Here is a 5,597-nt window from a genome sequence, read left to right on the forward strand (position 1 = left end):
GTGTTGACTGGTTTTGTAGGTAGGCGTATAGTTCGGTTCTTCGCTGCTGACGCGGTGAAGAAAACGAAGCAGACAGTATAACACAGTTAGTTAGAATTTTCGATAATTTTAGTTGACATTTGCTAAATGTACTGTATAATTCGATTCGCTCTTTAAAAAACAGATTACCGATAAGTGTGAGTGCATTAGGCCTCACACTGTTTGAAAGACAGACAAGATGATGTTTTAGACATTGTCCTGTCGGTTTCTTTGAAGCAGACCAGAAGTTATAAGTTAGAGATTGAACATAAGAGTTTGATCCTGGCTCAGATTGAACGCTGGCGGCATGCTTTACACATGCAAGTCGGACGGCAGCACAGAGAAGCTTGCTTCTTGGGTGGCGAGTGGCGAACGGGTGAGTAATATATCGGAACGTACCGAGTAATGGGGGATAACTAATCGAAAGATTAGCTAATACCGCATATTCTCTGAGGAGGAAAGCAGGGGACCTTCGGGCCTTGCGTTATTCGAGCGGCCGATATCTGATTAGCTAGTTGGTGGGGTAAAGGCCTACCAAGGCGACGATCAGTAGCGGGTCTGAGAGGATGATCCGCCACACTGGGACTGAGACACGGCCCAGACTCCTACGGGAGGCAGCAGTGGGGAATTTTGGACAATGGGCGCAAGCCTGATCCAGCCATGCCGCGTGTCTGAAGAAGGCCTTCGGGTTGTAAAGGACTTTTGTCAGGGAAGAAAAGGCTGTTGCTAATACCGACAGCTGATGACGGTACCTGAAGAATAAGCACCGGCTAACTACGTGCCAGCAGCCGCGGTAATACGTAGGGTGCGAGCGTTAATCGGAATTACTGGGCGTAAAGCGAGCGCAGACGGTTACTTAAGCAGGATGTGAAATCCCCGGGCTCAACCTGGGAACTGCGTTCTGAACTGGGTGACTAGAGTGTGTCAGAGGGAGGTAGAATTCCACGTGTAGCAGTGAAATGCGTAGAGATGTGGAGGAATACCGATGGCGAAGGCAGCCTCCTGGGATAACACTGACGTTCATGCTCGAAAGCGTGGGTAGCAAACAGGATTAGATACCCTGGTAGTCCACGCCCTAAACGATGTCAATTAGCTGTTGGGCAACTTGATTGCTTAGTAGCGTAGCTAACGCGTGAAATTGACCGCCTGGGGAGTACGGTCGCAAGATTAAAACTCAAAGGAATTGACGGGGACCCGCACAAGCGGTGGATGATGTGGATTAATTCGATGCAACGCGAAGAACCTTACCTGGTCTTGACATGTACGGAATCCTCCAGAGACGGAGGAGTGCCTTCGGGAACCGTAACACAGGTGCTGCATGGCTGTCGTCAGCTCGTGTCGTGAGATGTTGGGTTAAGTCCCGCAACGAGCGCAACCCTTGTCATTAGTTGCCATCATTAAGTTGGGCACTCTAATGAGACTGCCGGTGACAAGCCGGAGGAAGGTGGGGATGACGTCAAGTCCTCATGGCCCTTATGACCAGGGCTTCACACGTCATACAATGGTCGGTACAGAGGGTAGCCAAGCCGCGAGGCGGAGCCAATCTCACAAAACCGATCGTAGTCCGGATTGCACTCTGCAACTCGAGTGCATGAAGTCGGAATCGCTAGTAATCGCAGGTCAGCATACTGCGGTGAATACGTTCCCGGGTCTTGTACACACCGCCCGTCACACCATGGGAGTGGGGGATACCAGAAGTAGGTAGGGTAACCGCAAGGAGCCCGCTTACCACGGTATGCTTCATGACTGGGGTGAAGTCGTAACAAGGTAGCCGTAGGGGAACCTGCGGCTGGATCACCTCCTTTCTAGAGAAAGAAGAGGTCTGATGCATTCACACTTATCGGTAAACTGTAAAAGATGCGGAAGAGAAAAGCTTGAGTGAAGACAAGATTCGCTTAAGAAGAGAATCCGGGTTTGTAGCTCAGCTGGTTAGAGCACACGCTTGATAAGCGTGGGGTCGGAGGTTCAAGTCCTCCCAGACCCACCAAGAACGGGGGCATAGCTCAGTTGGTAGAGCACCTGCTTTGCAAGCAGGGGGTCATCGGTTCGATCCCGTTTGCCTCCACCAAGTACTTTACAAATCAAAGGAAGCCTGCTATACTTAGCAGCTTATTTTGATTTGCGAAGTGAAATATTGACGCATCGATCTTTAACAAATTGGAAAGCCGAAATCAACAAACAAAGACAATGCGTTTGTTTTGATTTTTTATTCTTTGCAAAGGATAAAAAATCTCTCGCAAGAGAAAAGAAAACAAACACAGTATTTGGGTGATGATTGTATCGACTTAATCCTGAAACACAAAAGGCAGGATTAAGACACAACAAGCAGTAAGCTTTATCAAAGTAGGAATTTCAAGTTTGCTTCCCTAGTCAACGGGTAGGCAAACGAAGTCAAAGAGGTTCTTGAAATGATAGAGTCAAGTGAATAAGTGCATCAGGTGGATGCCTTGGCGATGATAGGCGACGAAGGACGTGTAAGCCTGCGAAAAGCGCGGGGGAGCTGGCAATAAAGCTATGATCCCGCGGTGTCCGAATGGGGAAACCCACCTCTTAGGAGGTATCCTTATCTGAATACATAGGATAAGCGAAGCGAACCCGGAGAACTGAACCATCTAAGTACCCGGAGGAAAAGAAATCAACCGAGATTCCGCAAGTAGTGGCGAGCGAACGCGGAGGAGCCTGTACGTGATAACTGTCGAGATAGAAGAACAAGCTGGGAAGCTTGACCATAGTGGGTGATAGTCCCGTATTCGAAATCTCAACAGTGGTACTAAGCGTACGAAAAGTAGGGCGGGACACGTGAAATCCTGTCTGAATATGGGGGGACCATCCTCCAAGGCTAAATACTCATCATCGACCGATAGTGAACCAGTACCGTGAGGGAAAGGCGAAAAGAACCCCGGGAGGGGAGTGAAATAGAACCTGAAACCTGATGCATACAAACAGTGGGAGCACCCTTGTGGTGTGACTGCGTACCTTTTGTATAATGGGTCAACGACTTACATTCAGTAGCGAGCTTAACCGAATAGGGGAGGCGTAGGGAAACCGAGTCTTAATAGGGCGAACAGTTGCTGGGTGTAGACCCGAAACCGAGTGATCTATCCATGGCCAGGTTGAAGGTGCCGTAACAGGTACTGGAGGACCGAACCCACGCATGTTGCAAAATGCGGGGATGAGCTGTGGATAGGGGTGAAAGGCTAAACAAACTCGGAGATAGCTGGTTCTCCCCGAAAACTATTTAGGTAGTGCCTCGAGCAAGACACTGATGGGGGTAAAGCACTGTTATGGCTAGGGGGTTATTGCAACTTACCAACCCATGGCAAACTAAGAATACCATCAAGTGGTTCCTCGGGAGACAGACAGCGGGTGCTAACGTCCGTTGTCAAGAGGGAAACAACCCAGACCGCCAGCTAAGGTCCCAAATGATAGATTAAGTGGTAAACGAAGTGGGAAGGCCCAGACAGCCAGGATGTTGGCTTAGAAGCAGCCATCATTTAAAGAAAGCGTAATAGCTCACTGGTCGAGTCGTCCTGCGCGGAAGATGTAACGGGGCTCAAATCTATAACCGAAGCTGCGGATGCCAGTTTACTGGCATGGTAGGGGAGCGTTCTGTAGGCCAATGAAGGTGCATTGTAAAGTGTGCTGGAGGTATCAGAAGTGCGAATGTTGACATGAGTAGCGATAAAGCGGGTGAAAAGCCCGCTCGCCGAAAGCCCAAGGTTTCCTACGCAACGTTCATCGGCGTAGGGTGAGTCGGCCCCTAAGGCGAGGCAGAAATGCGTAGTCGATGGGAAACAGGTTAATATTCCTGTACTTGATTCAAATGCGATGTGGGGACGGAGAAGGTTAGGTTAGCAAGCTGTTGGAATAGCTTGTTTAAGCCGGTAGGTGGAAGACTTAGGCAAATCCGGGTCTTCTTAACACCGAGAAGTGACGACGAGTGTCTACGGACATGAAGTAACCGATACCACGCTTCCAGGAAAAGCCACTAAGCTTCAGTTTGAATCGAACCGTACCGCAAACCGACACAGGTGGGCAGGATGAGAATTCTAAGGCGCTTGAGAGAACTCGGGAGAAGGAACTCGGCAAATTGATACCGTAACTTCGGGAGAAGGTATGCCCTCTAAGGTTAAGGACTTGCTCCGTAAGCCCTGGAGGGTCGCAGAGAATAGGTGGCTGCGACTGTTTATTAAAAACACAGCACTCTGCTAACACGAAAGTGGACGTATAGGGTGTGACGCCTGCCCGGTGCTGGAAGGTTAATTGAAGATGTGCAAGCATCGGATCGAAGCCCCAGTAAACGGCGGCCGTAACTATAACGGTCCTAAGGTAGCGAAATTCCTTGTCGGGTAAGTTCCGACCCGCACGAATGGCGTAACGATGGCCACACTGTCTCCTCCCGAGACTCAGCGAAGTTGAAGTGGTTGTGAAGATGCAATCTACCCGCTGCTAGACGGAAAGACCCCGTGAACCTTTACTGTAGCTTTGCATTGGACTTTGAAGTCACTTGTGTAGGATAGGTGGGAGGCTTTGAAGCAGAGACGCCAGTCTCTGTGGAGCCGTCCTTGAAATACCACCCTGGTGTCTTTGAGGTTCTAACCCAGACCCGTAATCCGGGTCGGGGACCGTGCATGGTAGGCAGTTTGACTGGGGCGGTCTCCTCCCAAAGAGTAACGGAGGAGTTCGAAGGTTACCTAGGTCCGGTCGGAAATCGGACTGATAGTGCAATGGCAAAAGGTAGCTTAACTGCGAGACCGACAAGTCGAGCAGGTGCGAAAGCAGGACATAGTGATCCGGTGGTTCTGTATGGAAGGGCCATCGCTCAACGGATAAAAGGTACTCCGGGGATAACAGGCTGATTCCGCCCAAGAGTTCATATCGACGGCGGAGTTTGGCACCTCGATGTCGGCTCATCACATCCTGGGGCTGTAGTCGGTCCCAAGGGTATGGCTGTTCGCCATTTAAAGTGGTACGTGAGCTGGGTTTAAAACGTCGTGAGACAGTTTGGTCCCTATCTGCAGTGGGCGTTGGAAGTTTGACGGGGGCTGCTCCTAGTACGAGAGGACCGGAGTGGACGAACCTCTGGTGTACCGGTTGTAACGCCAGTTGCATAGCCGGGTAGCTAAGTTCGGAAGAGATAAGCGCTGAAAGCATCTAAGCGCGAAACTCGCCTGAAGATGAGACTTCCCTTGTGGTTTAACCACACTAAAGAGTCGTTCGAGACCAGGACGTTGATAGGTGGGGTGTGGAAGCGCGGTAACGCGTGAAGCTAACCCATACTAATTGCTCGTGAGGCTTGACTCTATCATTTGAAGAACTTCAAGAGATAAAAGCTTACTGACTGATTCAGTCATCACCAAATATATTGATTAAGGCTTTACCGATTTGTAACAGTTTAAGTTTGGCGGCCATAGCGAGTTGGTCCCACGCCTTCCCATCCCGAACAGGACCGTGAAACGACTCAGCGCCGATGATAGTGTGGTTCTTCCATGTGAAAGTAGGTCACCGCCAAACACTCATTCCGAAGCCCCCGACTGATGTCGGGGGCTTTTTACATGCCTGTCGGTTCTGTCGGTTTG

General features: G+C 50.1%; 2 tRNA genes and 3 rRNA genes. All 5 read left to right on the plus strand.

Annotation, left to right across the window (positions count from 1 at the left end):
* The first annotated feature begins 282 nt into the window (after nt 1-282).
* Nucleotides 283-1,823 (plus strand): 16S ribosomal RNA (locus ACTHUR_RS10465).
* Nucleotides 1,824-1,928: 105 nt separating this feature from the next.
* A tRNA-Ile gene (locus ACTHUR_RS10470) sits at nt 1,929-2,005 on the plus strand.
* A gap of 5 nt (nt 2,006-2,010) precedes the next feature.
* Nucleotides 2,011-2,086: transfer RNA gene (locus tag ACTHUR_RS10475), tRNA-Ala, on the plus strand.
* A gap of 347 nt (nt 2,087-2,433) precedes the next feature.
* A 23S ribosomal RNA gene (locus ACTHUR_RS10480) occupies nt 2,434-5,322 on the plus strand.
* A gap of 96 nt (nt 5,323-5,418) precedes the next feature.
* Nucleotides 5,419-5,532: ribosomal RNA gene (gene rrf / locus ACTHUR_RS10485) — 5S ribosomal RNA — on the plus strand.
* The 16S, 23S and 5S rRNA genes sit together here with 2 tRNA genes alongside, the layout of an rRNA operon.
* Nucleotides 5,533-5,597: the final 65 nt, after the last annotated feature.

The sequence above is a fragment of the Neisseria sp. P0021.S007 genome, assembly GCF_051956855.1.